The sequence below is a fragment of the Catellatospora tritici genome, assembly GCF_019083965.1.
Classification (GTDB): Bacteria; Actinomycetota; Actinomycetes; order Mycobacteriales; family Micromonosporaceae; genus Catellatospora; species Catellatospora tritici.
In genome coordinates this window covers 186,372-202,862 of record NZ_JAHRCY010000014.1, presented here as the reverse complement: position 1 = coordinate 202,862, position 16,491 = coordinate 186,372, and the positions used below count along the sequence as shown (strand labels likewise).

General features: G+C 70.3%; 14 protein-coding genes. 8 read left to right on the top strand and 6 right to left on the bottom strand.

Annotated elements, in window-relative coordinates:
- Nucleotides 1-298 precede the first annotated feature (298 nt).
- Entirely contained in the window at nt 299-1,390 is a 1,092-nt protein-coding gene (locus tag KUA19_RS28655) for a type I restriction endonuclease (RefSeq protein WP_217394963.1), read from the top strand.
- Between the two features lie 79 nt (nt 1,391-1,469).
- Here the strand turns inward: KUA19_RS28655 and KUA19_RS28650 are convergent, their stop codons facing one another.
- Entirely contained in the window at nt 1,470-4,289 is a 2,820-nt protein-coding gene (locus KUA19_RS28650) for an ATP-binding protein (protein ID WP_217394962.1), read from the bottom strand.
- A 32-nt stretch (nt 4,290-4,321) separates the two neighbouring features.
- Nucleotides 4,322-4,447 (bottom strand): hypothetical protein, encoded by a 126-nt coding sequence (locus tag KUA19_RS44100; RefSeq protein WP_302498524.1) that lies wholly within the window; start codon nt 4,445-4,447, stop codon nt 4,322-4,324.
- On the opposite strand from KUA19_RS44100, the gene KUA19_RS28645 reads away from it, so the two are divergent.
- Together KUA19_RS28645 and KUA19_RS28640 are read left to right on the top strand one after the other, a co-directional pair.
- The gene (locus KUA19_RS28645; RefSeq protein WP_217394961.1) at nt 4,446-4,802 is read left to right on the top strand and encodes a VOC family protein; all 357 of its coding nucleotides are present in this window, start codon (nt 4,446-4,448) and stop codon (nt 4,800-4,802) included. The genes KUA19_RS44100 and KUA19_RS28645 overlap by 2 nt on opposite strands.
- 50 nt (nt 4,803-4,852) lie before the next feature.
- Complete coding sequence (locus KUA19_RS28640; RefSeq protein ID WP_217394960.1) at nt 4,853-5,074, top strand: hypothetical protein; 222 nt, start codon at nt 4,853-4,855, stop codon at nt 5,072-5,074.
- A gap of 54 nt (nt 5,075-5,128) precedes the next feature.
- On the opposite strand, the gene KUA19_RS28635 is transcribed toward KUA19_RS28640, so the two are convergent.
- Nucleotides 5,129-8,107, bottom strand: a complete 2,979-nt coding sequence (locus tag KUA19_RS28635) for a S8 family serine peptidase (protein WP_217394959.1) — start codon at nt 8,105-8,107, stop codon at nt 5,129-5,131.
- A gap of 169 nt (nt 8,108-8,276) precedes the next feature.
- Nucleotides 8,277-9,158 carry an MBL fold metallo-hydrolase gene (locus tag KUA19_RS28630; protein WP_217394958.1) on the bottom strand — a complete coding sequence of 294 codons (882 nt, stop codon included), beginning with the start codon at nt 9,156-9,158 and terminating at the stop codon, nt 8,277-8,279.
- 131 nt (nt 9,159-9,289) lie between these two features.
- Here KUA19_RS28630 and KUA19_RS28625 point away from each other — a divergent pair, with 131 nt between their 5' ends.
- Together KUA19_RS28625 and KUA19_RS28620 are read left to right on the top strand one after the other, a co-directional pair.
- Nucleotides 9,290-11,215 (top strand): ABC transporter ATP-binding protein, encoded by a 1,926-nt coding sequence (locus KUA19_RS28625; RefSeq protein WP_372451767.1) that lies wholly within the window; start codon nt 9,290-9,292, stop codon nt 11,213-11,215.
- 215 nt (nt 11,216-11,430) lie between these two features.
- Nucleotides 11,431-11,781: a YciI family protein gene (locus tag KUA19_RS28620; protein ID WP_217394957.1), complete on the top strand. Its 351-nt coding sequence runs from the start codon at nt 11,431-11,433 to the stop codon at nt 11,779-11,781.
- Nucleotides 11,782-11,928: 147 nt separating this feature from the next.
- Here the strand turns inward: KUA19_RS28620 and KUA19_RS28615 are convergent, their stop codons facing one another.
- A complete protein-coding gene (locus tag KUA19_RS28615; protein WP_217394956.1) occupies nt 11,929-12,519 on the bottom strand; it encodes a Dps family protein in 591 nt (196 codons plus the stop codon).
- A 113-nt stretch (nt 12,520-12,632) separates the two neighbouring features.
- The gene (locus tag KUA19_RS28610; RefSeq protein WP_217394955.1) at nt 12,633-13,124 is read right to left on the bottom strand and encodes a TspO/MBR family protein; all 492 of its coding nucleotides are present in this window, start codon (nt 13,122-13,124) and stop codon (nt 12,633-12,635) included.
- A gap of 120 nt (nt 13,125-13,244) precedes the next feature.
- Here KUA19_RS28610 and KUA19_RS28605 point away from each other — a divergent pair, with 120 nt between their 5' ends.
- The 3 genes from KUA19_RS28605 (at nt 13,245) to KUA19_RS28595 (ending at nt 16,488) form a co-directional block, all read left to right on the top strand.
- Complete coding sequence (locus tag KUA19_RS28605; RefSeq protein WP_217394954.1) at nt 13,245-14,012, top strand: VOC family protein; 768 nt, start codon at nt 13,245-13,247, stop codon at nt 14,010-14,012.
- Nucleotides 14,013-14,084: 72 nt separating this feature from the next.
- Entirely contained in the window at nt 14,085-14,930 is an 846-nt protein-coding gene (locus KUA19_RS28600) for an NAD-dependent epimerase/dehydratase family protein (RefSeq protein WP_217394953.1), read from the top strand.
- A gap of 142 nt (nt 14,931-15,072) precedes the next feature.
- Nucleotides 15,073-16,488, top strand: coding sequence for a glycoside hydrolase family 18 protein (locus KUA19_RS28595; protein ID WP_217394952.1), 1,416 nt, complete (start codon nt 15,073-15,075; stop codon nt 16,486-16,488).
- The last annotated feature ends 3 nt before the right edge of the window (nt 16,489-16,491 follow it).

The window sequence follows — 16,491 nt, the reverse complement described above, 5'->3', positions numbered from 1 at the left end:
CCCCCCACGCTCCGATCAGAGGGTGCGGGTCCAGGTGATGAGGCGATGTCGCTGGGGGGTTGACGGGACGTCGGGTTGCGGACTAGCACAGGCACCGCTCGGACCTATGGGATCCATCCTGGACTGGACCGCACACCCGATCGCCCAGGTGCGATAGGGACGTGGTCCCCATGCCTTTCGCTGTATCTGTCCGACGAACGGAGGTATCAGTCGGCCGATTTTCGTGGCTACGCGCTCCGCAATCGGTCGGTAACATCCCGTCATCCCCCGGTGCAGGGTTCACAGAAGGGCGTGCCATATGGAGTTCGAGGATCGAATCGCCGAGCTGGCCACGAAGGTTCGCGACCGTCGGAGCGCGATCCAGACGGAGGAAGCCGCCAAGAACGCGTTGATCATGCCGTTCATACAGATCCTCGGCTACGACGTGTTCGATCCGAAGGAGGTCGTCCCGGAGTACACGGCCGACTTCGGGACGAAGAAGGGCGAGAAGATCGACTACGCGATCGTGCGCAACGGCGAGGTCCAGATCCTCATCGAATGCAAGCAACCACGCGACTCACTGAAGGTGGTCCATGCGTCGCAGCTGTATCGGTACTTCTCCGTCACGCGGGCCCGGATCGCGATCCTCACCAACGGTCAGGTCTACCACTTCTACTCGGACCTCGACGCTCCGAACCTCATGGACGAGAAGCCGTTCCTCGTACTGGATCTGGAGGACATCGACGAGGCTCTCCTGCCGGAGTTGCGCAAGCTGTCGAAAGAGCACTTCGATCTCGACTCGGTAATTTACGCGGCTGAGGAACTGAGGCAGCTCAGCCAGATCAAGCGCACGCTGGCAGCGCAGTTCAAGGAGCCCGACGACGATTGGGTCAGGTACTTCGCGGCGCGTCTCCACGAGGGATCGTTCACCCAGAAGGTACGGCAGCAGTTCCGGCCGCTCGTCGCGAAGGCGGCCGCTCAGTTCATCCGGGACCAGGTGAACGACCGGCTCAAGAGCGCGCTCTACGCGAACAACAATCAGCCGGATGTGTCGACCGCCGCGGAGGCGCCGGACAATGAAACGGCTGAAGTAGTCGATGCCGGTCGTGATACCGAGGTAGAGACCACACTTGAGGAGCTCACCGGCTACCAGATCGTCAAAGCGATCGCCTGCAGCGAGGTCAAGCCGCAGCGGATCGTGGGTCGCGACGCCAAGTCCTACTTCGCGATCCTTCTCGACGACAACAACCGTAGACCCATCGCCCGCCTGCACTTCAACGGCAAGGCAAGGAAGTACCTCGGCACGTTCGACGAGAACAAGGTGGAGACCCGGCACCTGATCGACTCGCTGGACGACATCTACCTTTACGCCGACGCGATCCGGAGCGCGGTCAGGAACATCGCGAGTTAGCGGCAAGGGCGGGTGCGCAAGGGGGTTATCCAGCCCAGTCCGCAGACCGGCCTTGACCCCGGCCACGAGAAGCGCGGCGTTACCGGCCGGACTGCGGTGTTGCGGCCGGTGTGACGCAACCGGTCGCGGCGAGAGCTGACGCCCCGATTGCGGTGTGCTCACCTCCGGCGAGCACGAGCGTCCGCGCCCACTGATAGCGGCACCCTGCGGCGTCGAATGCCGCACCGGTGGCCAGGATCGCGTCTCGATCGCCGGTGAGAAGCGCCGCCGCTCGTTCCACCTGGGCGCTCGCGATCGGGTTGCCGGACACGATGACCCTCGCCGCCTCGATGCGCTTGCGCGCATCCGGGTGCCCGGCGAGCGCGGCCGCCTCGGCGCGCAGGACCACGTACCAGTGCAGCCAGATCCAGGTGACCCACTTCCACACGTCCTCGGGCTCTGCGGCCACTCGGTCCAGGGCAGCACCGACCCGACCGTGGTGCAGATCCACGATCGCGTCGAATACGGCGCCGTAGCCCGCGCTGCGCTCCGGGGTCGACCCGAGCTGCTCCGCGATGCCCAGCCAGTCCGCCCGAGCCGCGTCGTCGCCGCGCAGCCCGTGGATCATCGCAACCGCCGCCGCGGCGATGGCCAGGCGCGGCGCCCGCAGCCGCCCGGTGCGCTCCCACGCCTCCCGGAACCGCTCGCCCGCCACGAGCACCGTGTCCACTTCCACGGCCATCGCCTCGACCATCAGCAGCCAGCACGTGGCGTAATGGCCGACCTCGGCCAGCAGCGGCAGGTCGGCCAGCTGCCGTGCCCAGCGGCGCGCCATCGGCAGGTCGCCGACGCCCAGGCTGGTGTCGATGCCCGACACCAGCGCGTCGGTCAGCTCGTGCAGGCTGGACGGGGTCACCGGCACCGCCGACAGCATCTCGATCCGGCCGCGCGCCGTGGCGGCGGCGCCGAAGCTGTCACCCGCCCAGCTCTGGGCACCGGCGAGGCCGTCGAGGGCGGCGGAGGCGGTCAGCGGGTCGTCGGCGAGGCGGGCCAGTTCGACGGCCCGGGTGGCGGCGGCGAGCGTGTCGGCGACGGTGTTCTCGGGGGGTCCCTGGTCGGACCCGAACGTGTCGGTGAGCACCGCCGCCTCGGCCAGCGCGACGGCGGCGCGCCCGGCCGCGTCGTCGGCGGCCAGTTCCCGGGCGGCGGTCAGCTGAGCCATGGTCTCGGCCGCCGACGGGACCCGGGTGAACATGCCGGAGAAGCGGTATGCGGTGGTGGCCGCGGTGGCGAGGTCGCGGGCGGCGGTGGCCTGGTCGCCCGCCTGAAGCGCGGCCTCGGCGGCGGCTTGGCGCAGGCGGTACATGTCGTCGCCGAGCAGTCGGCAGCCTGCTACCGAGGCAGCGGACCGCAGCGCGGCAGCGGCGGCGGCCGGATCGGCGGTGAGGGCGGCGGCCTGCTCGTACCGTTGCTGCGACTCGCCGACCAGGTTGCGGGCGAAGGCGAGCCCGGCCAGGGCCACCGCCAGCCGGTACGCGTCATCGCGGTGCTCGGGCACGGTCGTCGCCCAGCCCAGCGCGGCCCGCAGGTCGTCGGCGACCGCGTCGAAGCGCGCCCGCCACGGCCCGTCGGCGTTGCCCGCCGCCTCGGCGAGGCTGCCCGCGCTCCTCAGGCACCAGCGCAGGTGCCGGGTGCGGAGCTCGTCGAGTTCGCCGTGGGCGGTCAGCTGCTCCACGCCGTACTGGCGGATGGTCTCCAGGGTGCGGTAGCGGGTGCCGCCGGCGGATGGGAGCACCGTGAGCAGGCTCTGCTCGGTGAGGCGGGCGAGGCCGTCCGCGACCGCCGGTGCGAGCGGCCCGAACCCGGCGACCTGCCCGGCGGCGTCGGCGGTGAACGGGGCCACGAAGACCGAGACGCGGCGCAGCAGCGTCCGGTCGGCCGGGTCGAGCAGCTCGTGGCTCCAGTCGAGCATGGCCCGGACCGAGCGGTGCCGGTCGTCGGCGCGGGCGCCGCCGGTCAGCCGCAGCTGGTCGGAGAGCAGGTCGGCGAGGCCGTCCAGCCCGAGCGTGGGCAGTCGGGCGGCGGCCAGTTCGATCGCCAGCGCCACGCCGTCCAGGCCTCGGCAGATCTCGGCGGACTGCTGGAGCTGCTCCGGCGCCAGCGGCCAGCCCACGGCGGCGGCCCGGTCGAGCAGCAGCGCGACCGCGTCGGAGTCGCCGTCGCCGGTCAGTGACAGCGGTGGCACGGGGTGGACCCGTTCGAACGGCACCATCAACCGGGCCCGGCTGGTGGCCAGCACGGTCAGTCGGGGGCACTTGGTGAGCAGCCGCTCCAGGAAAGGCGCCACCCCGTCGCGTACGTGCTCGCAGTTGTCCAGCACGAGCAGGGCGTGCCGGTCGGCCAGCGCGGCGAGCACCGACTCGTCGATGCCGCGGCTCTGCTGCTCGCCGACGCCGACCGCCGCGGCCACCGCCGCCCCGACCATCGCCGGGTCGGTGATCGGGACCAGGTCGACGAACCATACGCCGTCGGGGAAGTCACCGGCCGTGTCCGCCGCGACCGCCAGCGCCAGCCGGGTCTTGCCGACCCCGCCGGGTCCGACCGCGCTCACCTGGCGATGCGCCTTGACCGCGGCGGCCAGTGCCGCCCGCTCACCGGCCCGGCCGACGAACGAGGTCACCGCCGCGGGCAGCCCGGAGACGGCCTTGCCGCCCCGCGCCGCCCGGCTCCACTCGGCCGCGAGCTGCGCCAGTGCGCGCCGGTCCGGTGCGTCGAGCTTGCGCAGCAGCGACGAGACGTGGGTCTCGACGGTACGGACGGAGATGAACAGCCGTGCGCCGATCTCCGCGTTGCTGAGGTGCTCGCCGAGCAGAGTCAGCACCTCCGCTTCCCGAGCGGAGATCCCCGATTGAGCCGTCACCGGTCCCATCCTGCCGGATACGTACGCCCGACTCAGTGGTGGTCCCCGTGGTCGGCACGGATGTGGGCCGACGGCCGCCGGACGAGGCTGTATCCGTGGTCGTCGGCGGCCACTTCCACGAGAAACCGGGTCGAGGCGACCCACGAAGGAGTGACCATGACCGGCTCTGCCACCCAGGGCATCAAGACCGTGCTGCACCCGGTGTCCGATCTGGCCGCGGCCAAGGCCGTGTACGCCGCGCTGCTCGGCGTGGCACCGCAGACCGACGGGTCCTACTACGTCGGCTTCGAGGTCGAGGGCCAGCAGATCGGGCTGGTGCCCGGCGGCGGACCGCAGGCGATGACCGCACCGGTGGCCTACTGGCACGTGCCCGACATCGAGGCGAAGTTGGCCGAGGTGACGGCGGCGGGCGCCACCGTGAAGGAGTCCGTGCGTGACGTCGGCGGCGGCCGTCTGGTGGCCACGATCACCGACCCGGACGGCAACGTCCTCGGCCTCATCCAGGACCGCTGACCGCCGTCCGCGTCCGCTCCGGCTCGAACCCCACCGCACAGGAGATCCCAGTGAACAAGACGATTCGGCAGATCCACCGTTGGACGGCGATCGCCTTCACGGTCACCGTCATCGCGTCATTCATCGCCCTGGCCCAGAAGGATCCGGCCATCTGGGTGTCGTACATCCCGCTGCTTCCGCTCGCGGTGCTGCTGCTCACCGGCCTGTACCTGTTCGCACTGCCGTATATCGCCCGGCGGCGGGGCAGACGAGGCGCGACTCAGGCGGCATAGGACGGAGAAAGGGCCCGGCGGGAGATCCGCCGGGCCCTTTCTGGTGTGCTCGGATCAGCTGACGGTGACGACCGTCTGGCCGACCACGGCCGTGCCGTCGCCGTACGTCACCACGCCCAGGTAGCGGGTGCCCGCGACCAGGCCGGTCCACGACAGCGTCACGGTGACCGTGCCGTTGACGGTGATCGGCTGGCTGGCCGGGGTGGCGGTGAAGTTGCCCGCCGCGACCGGCGCGACCGCCCACGAGTGGCCCTTCACCGTGGTCATGCCGGCGGCGTCGAACAGGGTGTAGTAGATGTCGTAGGTGCCGGGGCCGAGGTCGATGACCTCAGCCGCGGTACCGCCGGCGCTCTCGGCGACCTCGTTGGCCGTGCCCGCCACGTACGCGAACACGTCGATGTCGGTGCCCATGGCGTAGTCGGCGTCGAAGGTCTGCACCCGGCCGAATCCGCCGTCCGGCACGGTTACCGTGATCTTGGTGGTCCGGGTGGACGCGGCCGGGCTGCTGGAGCTGAACTCCGGGCCGTCCGGGTCGAGTGCCTCGCCGGTGACGGCGGCCGGAACCAGGCCGGACACGGTGCTGGTCAGGGTACCGGCGTAGCCGCCCTTGACCTTGACCGTGGTGCCCGAGCCGGTCGCGCTGATGTTCAGCGGGGCCGCGACCGGCACCGGCCGGACCGCGATCGGGCTGCGCACCGCGTGCAGCGTCTTGCCCTTGACCGTCTGCGTCCAGGTCAGCGAACCGAACGCCCAGGCACCCTGCGGCGCGGTGGTACGCGTGATCTTGACGGTGAAGCTCTTGGACTGCAGCGACCCGAGCGTGAGGCTGCTCGGGCTGACGGTCACCGTGAACCCGGCCGGAGCCGTGACGGTCGCCTTGTAGGTGGCTGCCGAGGTGGTCGTGTTGGTGACCGTCCGCTTGACGACCTGCTCGCCCGTGATGTCGCCGATGGCGATCGACGGGTAGTTCAGGTCACTCGGGTCGATCTTGGCGGCCGACGCGCAGCCCTTCTCCGGGGTCTGCCCGATCGCGCAGGCGTACGCGTCCCAGTCGCGCGGACGCGACGAGTACACCAGGCCCGGGTCGAACATCTTGGTCGGGTCGACGTGGCCCGCGCCGTAGTTCAGCGGGGTCGCGTCACCGGACGCGGTCTGGATCGGGTTGCCCGCGTTGTCGGTCTGGTAGGCGGTCGTCATGATCGCCGACTTGACCCACATCGGCGGCCACAGCGGGTGCTTGGCCATGATCAGGGCGGCCAGGCCGGAGATGTGCGGCGCCGACATCGAGGTGCCCGACAGCGCGTTGAAGTTGTTGCCGTCGCTGGCCGGGGAGGTCGCCGCGATGACGTCCACGCCCGGCGCGGTGATGTCGGGCTTGAGCAGGTCACCGCCACCGGCCAGGGCCGGGCCGTACGAGGAGAAGCCCGCCATGACCGGAGCCACGACCGGGGTCGGGTCGGTCTCGGTCAGGCTGGCGGTGGCACCGGCGCCCGCGCTCGCGACGTACGCCTTGATGGCGACGCCGTCGGCGAAGCTCACGTGCACGGTCGGCACGGCGTGGAAGTCGCCGACGCCGGTCTGCGACGCGGACGAGTTCGCCAGCACCGCGCCCACGCCACCGGCGGCCGCGACGACCGCGCTCTTCTCGACGCGGGCGTTGATGCCCCGGGTGCAGATCACGATCTTGCCGGCGGCCAGCGCCGGGTCGAGGGTGCCCGGCATGCAGAGCTCGGCCATGGCCGGGTCCTGTCCGGCGGCCACGATGTCCTTGGCGTTCACCAGGCCGGTGGAGGCCACCGCGGCCGGGACGACGCCGACGCCGGTGTAGGTCGCGCCGTTGCCCAGCACGATGCTCTTCTGGTTGCCCCGGTCGTGGCTGCTCGCCGCGACGGTGGTGGTCCACGGCGAGTTGTGCGCCACCGTCGACGGGCCCGAGTCGCCGCTGTTGCCCGCCGAGGTGGAGATGAACACGCCCGCCGCGGCGGCGTTGCGGAACGCCACCTCGTCCGGGCCCACCACGGAGTCGGTCGAGCCGGAGATCGAGTAGTTGATGATGTCCACGCCGTCGGCGACGGCGTCGTTGATGGCCTGGACCAGACCGGCCGTGGTGCCGCTGGCGCCGGACCGGTCCTCCTTCTCCCACAGCGCCTTGTAGACGGCGATGCGGGCGGCCGGGGCCATGCCGCTGATCGAGCCGACCGAGCCGCCGTTGATGGTCGCGGGCACGTTGTAGTTGCCCGCCGCCGTCGACGCGGTGTGCGTGCCGTGGCTGCTCAGGTCACGCGGGCCGACGAACTCGTCCTCGGTGACCGTGTTGCCGAACCCGGGGTAGTAGCGCGCACCGATGAGCTTGTTGTTGCAGGTGATCGGCTCTTCGGTGCCCGCGTCGCAGACACCGCGCCACTTGTGGTTGATGATCCACTGGTCCGGGCGCGGGGTCGGCAGCGCGGCGAACGCCGGGTTCTCCGGCCAGATGCCGGAGTCGATGTCGCCGATGATGATGCCCTGGCCGGCCTTCTCGGCGCCGCCGAACCGCTGCTGCCACACGCCGGTGTCGCCCGACAGACCCAGGAACTTCGGGGTGGTCGTCGTGTCGACGGTGTAGACCTTGTTCTCCCAGACCCGCACCACACCCGCGGTCTTGGACAGCTGCGCGGCCTGGGCCTCGGTCAGGTCGGCGATGAAGCCGTCGAACACGGTGGACAGGTCCGACCGCTTCTTGCCGGTGGCACCGACCTTGCGCAGCACGTTGTCGTGGCGCGAGGTCAGCAGCTTCGTGTACGCCTTCGCGGCGGCCGTCGAGGAGTCGAAGCGCTCGCCCTCAGCGGGCTTGGTCGCCTGGTAGCCGGCGATGCCGCCCTCGTACACGCCGGTGGGAGCGCTGTCGGTCTGGACGATGTACAGCTTCGTGGGGCCGGCGCCGGACGGCGCGGCCTGCGCACCCTGCACACCGGCACCGGCCACGAAGGCAACGGTCACAGTGGCGAGCGCGAGCGTGACCGCGCGGTTGCGGGTCAGTCGCTGGATTCTCACGAGGGGTAACCTCCTGCTCCGGCGGGCACGTCCGCGTGCCCGCGCGGGTAGAAGGTATGTCGCTTGATCGGGTGAGTCGTATCATCCCTACGGCTCGAATTTGGCGTCGACCCCCTGCCTGAGCTGCTGTTGGTTCCACAAAGGACTGACGCTGAGTGATTAGCGCGGGTCAGCCGTTGGTGCGGTCGATGACAAAGTCCTGGTACGGGTGCCGCCCGCGCCGATCGCCCACTTCCGCGACCGCCCGCTGCACCTGCCGCAGGTGCTCGACCGTCATCTCCAGCGGCGGCTCGTCCGGCTGGTAGTTCCAGCCCACCGGATAGTCCTGACCCGGGGTGGTGCTCATCTCGATGTGGCAGCCCAGCACGTGCGTCACCGGCCGGCGCTCGGCGAACTCCACCAGCCGGTCGATGCTGCGCCCGAACGCGGCCCAGTCCTGCACATACAGCCGCCCCGGATAGACGGTGTCGCCGGTGAGCAGGAAGCCGGTGTGCGGGTCGTAGAAGCTGACCGACGCGTCGTGATGGCCGGGGATGGCCAGGCACTCCAGCACCCGGCCGCCCAGGTCGAGCAGGGCGGTGCGGTCTGGGTCGGTGTCGAAGCCGAAGAAGGCGTGCGCCGGTTCGCGTTTGGCCCCGACCAGCTCGGTGTCGGGCCGGTCGGCGAACTGGCCGTCACCGGCGGTGTGGTCGCCGTGCGAGTGCGTGTGCAGGACCAGCAGCCGGTAGCCGGGGCGCGGGTGCCGGGCCAGCCAGTCGGCGATCAGCTCGTCGACGACCGTACGCAGGGGCATGTGCTCGGGGTTCGCGGTGGCGCCGGTGTCGATCAGCACCGCCCGGTCGTTGCCGAACAGCAGGAACAGGAACGGCGCCTCGTAGTGCACCGCCTTGTTCTGCCGCAGGATGTAGGTGTGCTCGTCGTGGGCGTACACCTGGAGATCGGGGTCGGTGTTGTACTTGGCCGACGGCGAGCCGTGGATCCAGGACACGTCCAGTGGCCGGGCGACCGGCGGCTGCGTGGCGAACACGATGGGCTGGGCCCGGCTGGACATGTCGAACGCTCCCCGTGATCCGATCGTGGATGATCATTCACCACTCTACTGGCTGACAGCAATCGAAATCGCTCGTTGACTGTCGGTCCCGCGCGAAAGACTGGTGGCCCACCGACGAGGGAGGACACCACGTGACCGCGACCGCCACCGGCGCCACCACCTCGACCGAAGACCCCGATTCAGCCCCGCCCGCGTACGAGCCCGCGCTGCCCGAACTCCGTGCCATGTGGTGGGAGACCGGCATGCGCGCCCGCGCCGACGCGGGCCTGTTCGCCGTCTTCACCGAACTGCCCAAGCTGGTCTCCACCGCCGTCGGCATCAGTTGGAACGCCGACCGCACCCGCACTCTGGTCGTCGCCGCGACCACCGTCGCCGCCGGCGCGATGGCCACGTTCGGGCTGCTGGCCACCCAGCGCGTACTGGTCGGACTGTTCTCCGCCGGGCCGACCCCCGACCGGGTCACCGCCGCGCTGCCCGCGCTGATCGCGCTGGCGCTGGCGACCGCGACGCGCGCCGGGCTCGGCATCGCCAGCGGGTACGCCCAGAACGGGCTCACGCCCCGAGTCGACCGGGTGGTGGAGCGCAAGCTGTTCGAGACCACCACCGCCGTCCGCCTCGACGCGTTCGACCAGGACGCCTTCGCCGACGACGTCGAACGGGCCAGCCGGGGCACCGACGCGGCGATGGGCCTGGTGCAGGGCACGATGAACCTGCTCGCGGGCGTGGTGTCGCTGCTCGCGGTCACCGTGGCGGTGATCCTGATCCACCCGCTGCTGCTGCTGGCCCTGCTGGTGGCCACCGTGCCCAACGCGTGGGCGGCGCTCAAGGCCGGGCACCAGCGCTACCAGACGTACGTGGCGGGCTCGGTGCGCCGCCGTCGGCTGTGGATCCTGCACCGGCTGATGGCCGACCGGCAGACCGCCGCCGAGCTGCGCAGCTACGACCTGCGCCAGTTCCTGCTCGGCCAGTACGACCAGGTCATGGAGGTGGAGACGAGAATCCAACTCGACCTGGCCCGCAAGGTCACCACCACCACGACCGTCGGTTCGCTGATCGGCGGCGTCGCCAGCGGCGCCGTGTACGCGCTGCTCGGCTGGCTGCTGCTCACCGGGTCGATCCCGCTGGCCGCCGCGGCGACCTGCGTCGTGGCGCTGCAGGCGGCGTCACGGGCGCTGTCGACGGTCACCATCCACGTGGACCGCCTCTACACCGACGGGCGGCACTTCGGCGACTACACCGCGCTGCTGCGCCGCGCCGCCGACCACCTGCCCGACACCTCCGGCGCGGTCGAGCCGCCCCCGCTGCGCGAGCTGCGCGTGGAGGCGGTCAGCCTGGTCTACCCCGACCGCGACACCCGCGCCGTCGACGCGGTGTCACTGGAGATCAAGGCTGGCCAGACGGTGGCGTTCGTGGGCGAGAACGGATCGGGCAAGTCGACCCTGGCCGCCATGATCGCCGGACTGCGGGTGCCGAGCGGCGGCGTGCTCACCTGGAACGGCGTCCCGCTGGCCGAACTGGACGCGGCCGCGCTGCGCGGGCGGATCGCGGTGGTGACCCAGGACTACCACAAGTGGCCGTTCACCGCGGCCACCAACATCGCGCTGGGCGACATCGCCGGGCTGCCGCGACGGGCGCGGATCGAGACCGCGGCCGAGCGCGCCGCGGCCCACGAGATGATCGTGGCGCTGCCGAACGGGTACGAGACGCTGCTGGACCGCACCTTCGCCCAGGGCCAGGACCTGTCCGGCGGCCAGTGGCAGCGCATCACCGCCGCCCGGGGGTTCCTCCGCGACGCCGAGCTGCTGATCATGGACGAGCCGTCCTCGGCCCTCGACCCCCGCGCCGAGGACGCCCTGTTCCAGGCGCTGCGCGACCGCCAGGGCCACCGCACCACCATCCTCATCACGCACCGCCTGGCCAACGTCCGCCACGCCGACCGAATCTTCGTCATGCACGAGGGCGTCCTCATCGAGTCCGGCACCCACACCGAACTCATGGCCAACCCCGCCCGCTACGCCGAACTCTTCACCCTCCAGGCCGCCGGCTACCAGGCGTGATCGATGCGGAGGCTGCAGTTTCGGGGAAATTGCGGCTATCGAGCCCAAGATTCGTGCACTTTCCCTGAAACTGCACCTATCTGGCGCCAGGTCCGGGCACCTCGACCGGAATCGCGGCCGAATTGGTGGCGCGTGGCGTGTCGATTCCGCGTTCGCCCGTTCGTATAGAGGGTGCGGCGGTCACGGGGGCCGTCACCGAGACGAGGAGGAAGACCATGACGCAGTACCTGCTGAGCATCTACCAGCCGGACGGGGTGATCCCGCCGCCGGAGATGCTGGACCGGGTGATGATCGAGCTGGAAGCGGTCAACGAGGAGATCAGGGCGGCCGGAGCCTGGGTGTTCACCAGCCCGCTGACCCCGGCCAGTGCCGCCACCGTGGTGCGCCACCGCGATGGCGAGACGCTGCTCACCGACGGCCCGTACGCGGAGGGCAAGGAGCACGTCGGCGGCTTCTGGCTGGTCGAGTCGCCGGACCTGGACGCGGCTCTGGGCTGGGCCGACCGCATCGCCCAGGTCACCACGCTGCCGATCGAGGTACGCCCGCTGGCGGGCCGGGCGGGCTGACGGAGACCCGCTCACGGCGGTGCTCCGGGCCGCCCAAGATCGGCTGAGTTGCCTGGCAATCGTGCGTATCTTGAGGTCCCATACCCACGATTGCCCGGCAACTTGCGCCGATCTTGGCGCCCCGCGGGCGGGGTGGGGCGGTGGTGGTCAGGCTTCGGTGAGGGGCGTTTCGACGAGGTGTTCGGCCAGGAACCAGGCCTGCATCTCGCCGGTGCGGATCACGTCCGACACCAGCAGGTCGTTGGTGCCGTCGTCGCCCATCTCGGCGGCGCGCGACGCGGCGTCGTGCGCGGCGATCAGGATCGACTCGTGCGCCTCCAGCAGCCGGGAGATCATCGCCGGGACCTCCTCGACGCCGTCCGGCGGCCGCTTGATCACGGTGATCTCCGCGACGTGGCGCGGGTCGCCGATGGCCACGCCGCCCAGGCTCTGGATGCGTTCGGCGATCGTGTCGATCAGCTCCAGCTGCTCGCCCGCGTGCTTGTCCAGCAGCAGGTGCAGTTGGTAAAAGGTCGGACCGCGCATGAGCCAGTGGTGCTTCTTGTAGAGGCTGTAGAGGATCTGGCTGTCGGCCAGCGTCTGGTTGAGCCGCTCGCACGAGTACATCCGGGCGTCGTGGGACAGTCCGACCGGCAGTTGGCGCACCGTCCCGAACTCCTGGATCTGCACCCCCTTCTGGTGCAGGTTCGGCTGGCTGCCGCCACGGGCGGCGCTCTTGGCCGGAGTCTTCGAAGCCATCGATCGTCTCCTTCTCGTACAAGCCGGAGTCGCTGCCTGCGCACTGCGCTTGAGCAGCGCAGACGTGCCTCATCGGGGGCAGGAACGGCGTGCCGTGTCCGAGTCTGGCAGAGTCAGCCCTGGTTGAGCTGCCAGATGCTGAAGTTGAGCGCGGTCGCGAAAGTCACCCACAGCCAGTACGGCACCAGCAGCCAGGCGGCGGCCGTGGACACTTTCCGGAACGCCAGCACGGTCACGCCGACGGCCACCCACAGCGCCACGATGTCGACCAGCGCCACCCCGCGCTGGCCCGCGCCGAAGAACAGCGGGGTCCAGGCCGCGTTGAGCACCAGCTGGACCGCGTACGGCACCAGCTGGGGTCCCCAGCCCACCGCCCGCCACACCAGCCACCCGGCCAGCGCGATCATCGCGTAGAGCAGGGTCCAGACCGGGCCGAACAGCCACGACGGCGGTGCCCAGCCGGGCCGGGCCAGCGCCGCGTAGTCGTCGGCGGGCTGGGCCACGGCCAGCGCGCCGACCACCGCGACCACCGTCACCGCGGCGACGAATCCCGCCAGGACCCACCACTGTCGCGCCGACGGGTGCCGCACCAGGTTCGCTGTCATACCGGTGGCCTATCCGAGATCAACGACCGGGAAACCCGGTTTGCCCCGATGCGCCGATTCGACCTGCCGATTTTCGCGGATGGCGGCGCACCCGCTCGGGCCGCGGGCGACGATGGCGGCATGAGGTACGCACAGGGCACACCCAACTGGGTCGATCTGGGCAGCACCGACGTCGACGGTTCGGTCGCCTTCTACAGTCGCCTGTTCGGCTGGACCGCCGACGACCTGGGCCCGGAGGCGGGGGGCTACCGGATCTTCCGCAAGGACGGCAGGCAGGTCGCCGGGCTCGGTCCGGCCACCGATCCCGAGCGCGGCTCCTCCTGGTCGACCTACTTCGCCGCCGGCGACGTCGACGACATCGCCCGCAAGGTCGAGGAGCACGGCGGCCAGGTGGTCGCCCCGGCCATGGACGTGATGGACCAGGGCCGGATGGCGGTCTTCCTCGATCCGACCGGCGCGTTCTTCTCCGGTTGGCAGCCGAACCGGCACGAGGGTTTCGAGCTGGCCAACGAGCCCGGCAGCGTCACCTGGAACGAGCTGATGACCTCCGACCTCGACGCGAGCAAGGTGTTCTACCAGGAGGTGTTCGGCCTCGACGAGCGCGACGTGGCGATGGCCGAGGGTATGACGTACACGCTGCTGGAGGTGGACGGCCGGGCCGTCGCGGGGGCGATGCCGATCGATCCGGCCTGGCGGCCGATGTCCTCGCACTGGTCGGTCTACTTCGCCGTGGACGATTGTGACTCGTCGTTCGCGCAGGCCCTGGAGTTGGGCGCGAACAAGGTCATGCCGCCGGAGAACTCGCCCGCGGGCCGGTTCGCGATCCTCAGCGACCCGCAGGGCGCCGGGTTCTCGATCATCCGCAACAACCCGGACTTCAGCATCTGAGCCGCGCTCGGTACGTTGATCCCGGTCGGCCGCCCCGGGTCCGACCGTCGGGTCGAACGAGGTGCGGGCGCGATGACGTTGGTGGCGGTGACCGGAGGCAGCGGCAAGCTGGGCCGGGCGGTGGTGCGCGAGCTGTTGGCGCACGGGTATGACGTGGTCAACCTGGACCTGGCCGCCCCGCGCGAGCAGCTGTGCCCGTACACCCGGATCGACTTCACCGACTACGGGCAGGCGGTCGAGGCGTTCACCGCGATCGACAGCCGCTACCGCAAGGTCGACGCGGTGGTGCACCTGGCCGCGATCCCCGGGCCGGGCGTCACCGGCAACGCGGCGACCTTCGCCAACAACGTGACCGTCAGCTACAACGTGTTCGCCGCCGCGCGCGCCGCGGGCATCCGCAACGTGGTCTGGGCCTCCAGCGAGACGCTGCTCGGGCTGCCGTTCGACACCCCGCCGCCCTACCTGCCGGTCGACGAGGAGTACGAGACCCGCCCCGAGACGGCGTACGCGCTGGCCAAGCGGCTCGACGAGGAGATGGCCGCCCAGTTCTGCCGCTGGGAGCCCGAGCTGAAGATGATCGGGCTGCGTTTCTCCAACGTGATGGAACCCGGCGACTACGCCGCCTTCCCGTCGTACCAGGACGATCCGACGCTGCGCAGCTGGAACCTGTGGTCCTACATCGACTGCCGGGACGGGGCGCAGGCGGCGCGCCTGGCCCTGGAGTACCAGGTGCCGGGGCTGGAGGTGTTCATCATCGCCAACGCGGACTCGGTGATGCACCGGCCGTCGGCGGAGCTGGCCGGAGAACTGTTCCCGCAGGTGCCGTGGAAGCGGCCGGTCGAGAGTACGCAGACGCTGCTGTCGATCGACAAGGCTCGTCGGCTGTTGGGCTACGAACCGCGCTACGGCTGGCGTTGAGCGAATCAGTCGTGATGGGACAGATTTGCCTGCCTGGGATACATGTGGATGGTCGAATCCGGAAGGAAGACTAACTGTTAGGACTCTTGACTGATCGTTGTCGCCGGGAGAAGGTCACCGGGAGGCAACGATGGGAGTTCATATGTTCCGTACTCTGCACCGTCCGGGGCTCGTCGGGGCACTCGCCCTGACCCTGGGGGCTGGCCTGATGGCGGCCGTGCCCGCGCAGGCGGCCGGCAACACCTCGGCCGACAAGGCGCCGAAGAAGGTCATCTCCGCGTACTTCGCCGACTGGGACGTCTACGGCCGGGGCTACTTCGTCAAGGACATCCCCGCCGACAAGCTCAACGTCATCCAGTACGCGTTCGGCCTGCCGACGTTCGACCCCGCCACCGGCGCGGTCGGCTGCGGCGTGCTCGACCCGTGGGCCGACTTCCAGCAGGTCTACTGGGGCCCGGAGAACACCGTGGACGGGGTCGCCGACAGCTACCCCGACCAGCGGCTCTACGGCAACTTCAACCAGCTGCGCAAGCTCAAGGCGGCCAACCCGCACCTGAAGATCGAGATCTCGCTGGGCGGCTGGACCAAGTCGACCTGGTTCGCCTCGGTCGCGGCCACCGCCGAGCGCCGCCAGGCGTTCGTCGCGGCGTGCATCGACACCTTCATCAAGGGCAACCTGCCGACCGGCGGCTGGCCGGAGAACGCCGGTGGTATCGGCGCCGCCGCGGGCCTGTTCGACGGCATCGACCTCGACTGGGAGTACCCGACCCAGAAGGCCGACAGCAACGTGGACTACGGCCCGGCCGACCGCCACAACGCGACGCTGCTGGCCCAGGAGTTCCGCCGCCAGCTCGACGCGCAGGGCGCCGCCGACGGCAAGCACTACCTGCTCACCGCCGCGCTCCCGGCGGCCAAGAGCTCCACGAAGTACTACGAGCTGCGTGAGTTCGCCAAGTCCATGGACTGGGTGAACATCATGACGTACGACTTCAACGTGCCCGGCGGTTCGGTGGCCGGTCCGAGCACGCTGTTCGGCCGGGACCCGCGCGACCCCGAGGCCGACGACCTGACCTGGAACACCAGCGGCACGGTCGCGTGGTACCTGCTCAACGGCGTGCCCGCGAGCAAGATCGTGGTCGGGGTGCCGTTCTACGGCATCCAGTACGTCCGCAACCCCGGCGGCCTGTACGGCCCGTTCGACAACACCGGGCTCGACCCGGAGGCGGCGAACTGGGACGCCAAGCCGCAGCCGTCCTACCACGACCTGGTCGACGTGGCGGGTGTCGTCACCGCCGACGGCGTCGGGCAGGGCGGGTACACCCGCAAGTGGAACCTGTTCGCGGGTGAGCCGTACCTGATCAACCCGGCCGCCGCGCACACGCTGGCCGGTCAGTCCGTCACCGCGCCCACCACGATCGTCTACTCGGACCCGAAGTCGATCGCGGAGCGCACCGCACTGATCAAGCTGCTCGGCCTGCGCGGCGCCATGGCGTGGGAACTCAGCCAGGACTCCAGCGACCACGCGCTGATCAGCGCGCTCGGACCGGTCCTGAACTGAACC

Bases quoted from the DNA above. Each gene is read 5' to 3' on its own strand.
- KUA19_RS28645 (WP_217394961.1), top strand. From the start codon at position 4,446: ATGACCGGCTCTGCCACCCAGGGCATCAAGACCGTGCTGCACCCGGTG.
- KUA19_RS28630 (WP_217394958.1), bottom strand. From the start codon at position 9,158: ATGTCCAGCCGGGCCCAGCCCATCGTGTTCGCCACGCAGCCGCCGGTC.
- KUA19_RS28605 (WP_217394954.1), top strand. From the start codon at position 13,245: ATGAGGTACGCACAGGGCACACCCAACTGGGTCGATCTGGGCAGCACC.
- KUA19_RS28610 (WP_217394955.1), bottom strand. From the start codon at position 13,124: ATGACAGCGAACCTGGTGCGGCACCCGTCGGCGCGACAGTGGTGGGTC.
- KUA19_RS44100 (WP_302498524.1), bottom strand. From the start codon at position 4,447: ATGGTCACTCCTTCGTGGGTCGCCTCGACCCGGTTTCTCGTGGAAGTG.
- KUA19_RS28600 (WP_217394953.1), top strand. From the start codon at position 14,085: ATGACGTTGGTGGCGGTGACCGGAGGCAGCGGCAAGCTGGGCCGGGCG.
- KUA19_RS28655 (WP_217394963.1), top strand. From the start codon at position 299: ATGGAGTTCGAGGATCGAATCGCCGAGCTGGCCACGAAGGTTCGCGAC.
- KUA19_RS28620 (WP_217394957.1), top strand. From the start codon at position 11,431: ATGACGCAGTACCTGCTGAGCATCTACCAGCCGGACGGGGTGATCCCG.
- KUA19_RS28615 (WP_217394956.1), bottom strand. From the start codon at position 12,519: ATGGCTTCGAAGACTCCGGCCAAGAGCGCCGCCCGTGGCGGCAGCCAG.
- KUA19_RS28595 (WP_217394952.1), top strand. From the start codon at position 15,073: ATGTTCCGTACTCTGCACCGTCCGGGGCTCGTCGGGGCACTCGCCCTG.